This window comes from Dokdonella sp. (genome assembly GCF_049593775.1).
Taxonomy (GTDB): Bacteria; Pseudomonadota; Gammaproteobacteria; order Xanthomonadales; family Rhodanobacteraceae; genus Dokdonella.
On record NZ_JBAWHJ010000427.1, the window covers coordinates 1 to 3,918 of the forward strand.

The 3,918-nt window shown below is 60.5% G+C and carries 2 protein-coding genes; both read left to right on the forward strand.

Going from position 1 to position 3,918, the window contains the following annotated elements:
* Positions 1-2,870 (forward strand): efflux RND transporter permease subunit (locus WBP53_RS14765; RefSeq protein ID WP_423930250.1); only part of this gene is annotated, 2,870 nt, incomplete at its 5' end.
* A 91-nt stretch (positions 2,871-2,961) separates the two neighbouring features.
* Positions 2,962-3,789 (forward strand): NADPH-dependent 7-cyano-7-deazaguanine reductase QueF, encoded by an 828-nt coding sequence (gene queF / locus WBP53_RS14770; RefSeq protein ID WP_423930252.1) that lies wholly within the window; start codon positions 2,962-2,964, stop codon positions 3,787-3,789.
* Positions 3,790-3,918 lie beyond the last annotated feature (129 nt).

Below are 3,918 nucleotides of genomic sequence, written 5' to 3' on the forward strand. Positions count from 1 at the left end.
CTTCAAGCCAGAGCGGTGTCTCTTCGATCACTGCCACGCTCAAGCTCAACTACGATTCGAATCGCGCGCTGACCGAAATACAGACACAGATCAGCGCGGTTTCCAACCAGTTGCCGCCGCAGGCCCAGCAACCGGTAATCACGGTGCAGGTCGGCCAGAGCACATCGGCGATGTACATCGGCTTCTACAGCGACACACTGCCGACCAACAACATCACCGACTACGTACTGCGCGTGGTAAAGCCACAACTGGATGCGCTGGATGGTGTGCAGGAGGCGCAGCTGATCGGCGGTCGCCAGTTTGCCTTGCGTGCCTGGCTCGATCCTGTTCGCATGGCCGCACAGGGAGTGACCGCTGCCGACGTGTCTCAGGCGCTGACGGCGAACAATTATCTTGCTGCTGTCGGTGCGACCAAGGGCAACGCGGTATCGGTGCCGCTGACCGCAGCGACCGATCTGCACTCGGTCGACGAATTCCGCAAGCTTGCGGTGAGATCCCAGGACGGCGCGGTGGTGCGTCTGGAAGACGTCGCCAACGTCGTGCTTGGTGCCGAAGACTATGACTCGTTCGTGGCCATCAATGGCACCCAGTCGGTGTTCATCGGCATCAATGCCGCGCCGGATGCGAACGTACTGGATGTTGCCGAGCGCGTGCGCCAGGTCTTTCCCGAGATCCAGAACCAGTTGCCGACCGGACTGTCCGGGCAGATCGCCTTTGATGCGACCGACTTCATTACCACCTCGATCGACGAAGTCATCACGACCCTGATCGAAGCACTGGTCATCGTGACTCTGGTGATCTTCCTGTTCATGGGCAGTGTTCGTGCGGTGATGATTCCGGTCATCGCAATGCCGTTGTCGCTGATCGGTGCGTTCTTCGTGATGCTGATGCTGGGCTACACCATCAACCTCATCACCTTGCTTGCACTGGTGCTGGCAATCGGACTTGTCGTTGACGATGCCATCATCGTGGTCGAAAACGTCGACCGCCACATCACCGAGGAGGGCAAGACACCTCTCCAGGCTGCGCTGATCGCCGCGCGTGAGCTGACCGGTCCGATTTTCGCCATGACCATCGTGCTGATTGCCGTCTATGTGCCGATCGGATTCCAGGGTGGCCTGACCGGCGCCTTGTTCACCGAGTTCGCATTCACCCTGGCCGGTGCAGTCACGGTTTCGGCAATCATCGCCTTGTGCCTGAGCCCGATGATGTGCTCGCGCTTTCTCAAGCCGAATCATGAAGGCAGCCGTTTCGTTGCCTTCATCGATCGCCAGTTCGATCGCCTGCATTCGGGCTACCAGCGTCGCCTGCACGGTGCCCTGGAGACCCGAATCGTACTCATCGTGATGGGCCTGATGGTCTTTGGCGGCACCGTGTTCCTGTTCATGAATTCGCAGTCGGAACTGGCCCCTCAGGAAGACCAGGGCATCGTCATCGGCGTCGCCACCGCAGCACCGAATACGGCGCCGGCCCAGATCAAGAAAGTCATGGCGCAGATGCAGGCCATTACCGAAACCATTCCCGAGGTCAAGCAGACCTTCCAGTTCACCGGCTTCGCAGGCCCGAACTCGGTGTTGACTGGTGCAAAGCTGGTGCCGTGGAGCGAACGCTCGCGCAATGCGCACGAGATCCAGCAGGAGTTGCAGCAAAAATGGGGTTCGATGGCATCGACCAATGCCTTTGCCTTCCAGTTCCCCTCCTTGCCGGGTGCGCAAGGGCAGCCGGTCGAGGTGGTGATGTCCACCACCGAGCCATTCGACAATCTCTACGAGGTTTCGAAGAACGTGCTCGACAAGCTCAAGAGCAGCGGCAAGTTCTACTTCGTCGACATGAATCTCAAGATCGACAAGCCGCAGGCCACACTCGAAGTCGACCGCGACATGATTACCGCGCTCGGCCTGACCCAGCAGGACGTGGGCTCGTCGCTTGGCGCCGCGCTGGGTGGCGGGTACGTGAACTACTTCTCGATTGGCGGGCGCTCGTATCGCGTCATCCCGCAGGTATTGCAGAAAGACCGGCTCAACCCCGACCAGGTACTCGACTACTACATCCGCACAGGCGATGGCTCGCTGGTTCAGGCGTCTACCGTCGCCAGCATCAAGGACTCGGTGGTGCCGCAATCGCTGACCCGCTTCCAGCAGCTCAATGCAGTCACCTTCTCGGGTGTCCCTGCGGTCACCCAGGGCGAGGGCATCGAACTGGTGCGCAACACGATTCGCGACATCGCGCCGGCGGGCTACCAGATCGACTACAGCGGCCAGGCTCGCCAGTACATGGCCGAGACAGGAGGCTTCGCACTGACCCTGCTTTTTGCCGTGATCATCGTCTACCTGGCCCTGGCGGCGCAGTTCAACAGCCTGCGTGACCCGATCGTCATCCTCGTATCGGTACCCATGGCCATGTTCGGCGCGATGATCTTCATCAACCTGCTGCCCGGCTTCGTCGGCATGGGCGCCATTTCCTATCGATGGGCGACCTCGCTCAACATCTACACCCAGGTCGGACTGGTTACCCTGATGGGCCTGATTTCCAAGCACGGCATCCTTATCGTGGAGTTCGCCAACGAGTTGCAGCGCGCGGGCAAGACCAAGCGCGAGGCGATCGAGCAGGCATCAGCGACACGTCTGCGTCCGATCCTGATGACCACTGCAGCGATGGTGCTCGGTGTGATGCCCCTGGTGGTCGCGACCGGTGCCGGTGCGGCTGGACGCTTCAACATGGGACTGGTCATCACCACGGGCCTGACCATCGGCACGATGTTCACCCTGTTCGTGGTGCCGGCGTTCTATCTGCTGCTGGCCCAGGATCACCATGGCGAATCGATCAAGCGTCTCGAGGACGATGAGCCGCCCTTGCAAGCCGCGCACTGAACGACCCGGGCACATCGCCGGTTGACCCGGGTCCTTTTCGAAACTCGATGAAAAGTTCGGCTAGGCGGCGATGCGTCGATAGAATGACGGCATGAACAGAACCGTCCACGACTCCTCGCTCGGCAAGAACGTAGCGGGGAGTGCCCATTACGATCCCTCGTTGCTGTTTCCCATTGCGCGCGCAACGGGACGCGAAGCGCTAGGCACGGGTGGCGCATTGCCGTTCGACGGCGTGGATATCTGGAATGCCTACGAACTGTCCTGGCTCGATGGGCGCGGCAAGCCCTGCGTGGCAATCGGAGAGTTGCGGGTGCCGGCCCGTTCGCCGAGCCTGATCGAATCGAAATCCCTCAAGCTTTATCTCAACAGCTTCAATCAGCATCGCTGCGAGTCGATGGAAGACTTTCGTCTGATCCTGGTACGGGACCTGTCTGCCGCCGCTGGCGCCGCGATCGAAGTTCGGCTGAACGTGCTTTTCGATCCGGCGGTCGCTTCGCTGAACACCCTGGATGGCGAATGCATCGATACCCTGGCCATTGACGTCGACGACTACGGCCCGCCCAATTCCGCCTACCTCACGACCGGCGATGACCTGGTAGAGGAATCACTGGTCTCGCACCTGCTCAAGTCGAATTGTCCTGTCACCGGTCAGCCCGACTGGGCCAGCGTGCAGATTTCATATTCCGGCCCGGCAATGAATCGCGAAGGGCTGCTGCGCTACCTGGTTTCGTTCCGCAACCACGACGATTTCCACGAACAATGCGTCGAGCGGATTCATGTCGACTTGCTCGAGCGCTGCTCGCCGCGATGGCTGACCGTACAGGCCCGCTATACCCGTCGCGGAGGACTCGACATCAATCCCTGGCGAAGCAATCGAAAGGAAGGCGCTGCAGACAATCCGCGTCTGCCCCGACAATGAGCGGCGCACCGCGCTGATTGAATCGCGGATAACCGGCGTCCGCATCCGGGTACGCAAAAAACGTTTTATTAACAGGGCTCCGGTGTACCTTGGGCGCTTGCCCCACCTCGGAGATGATCCGCCATGTCC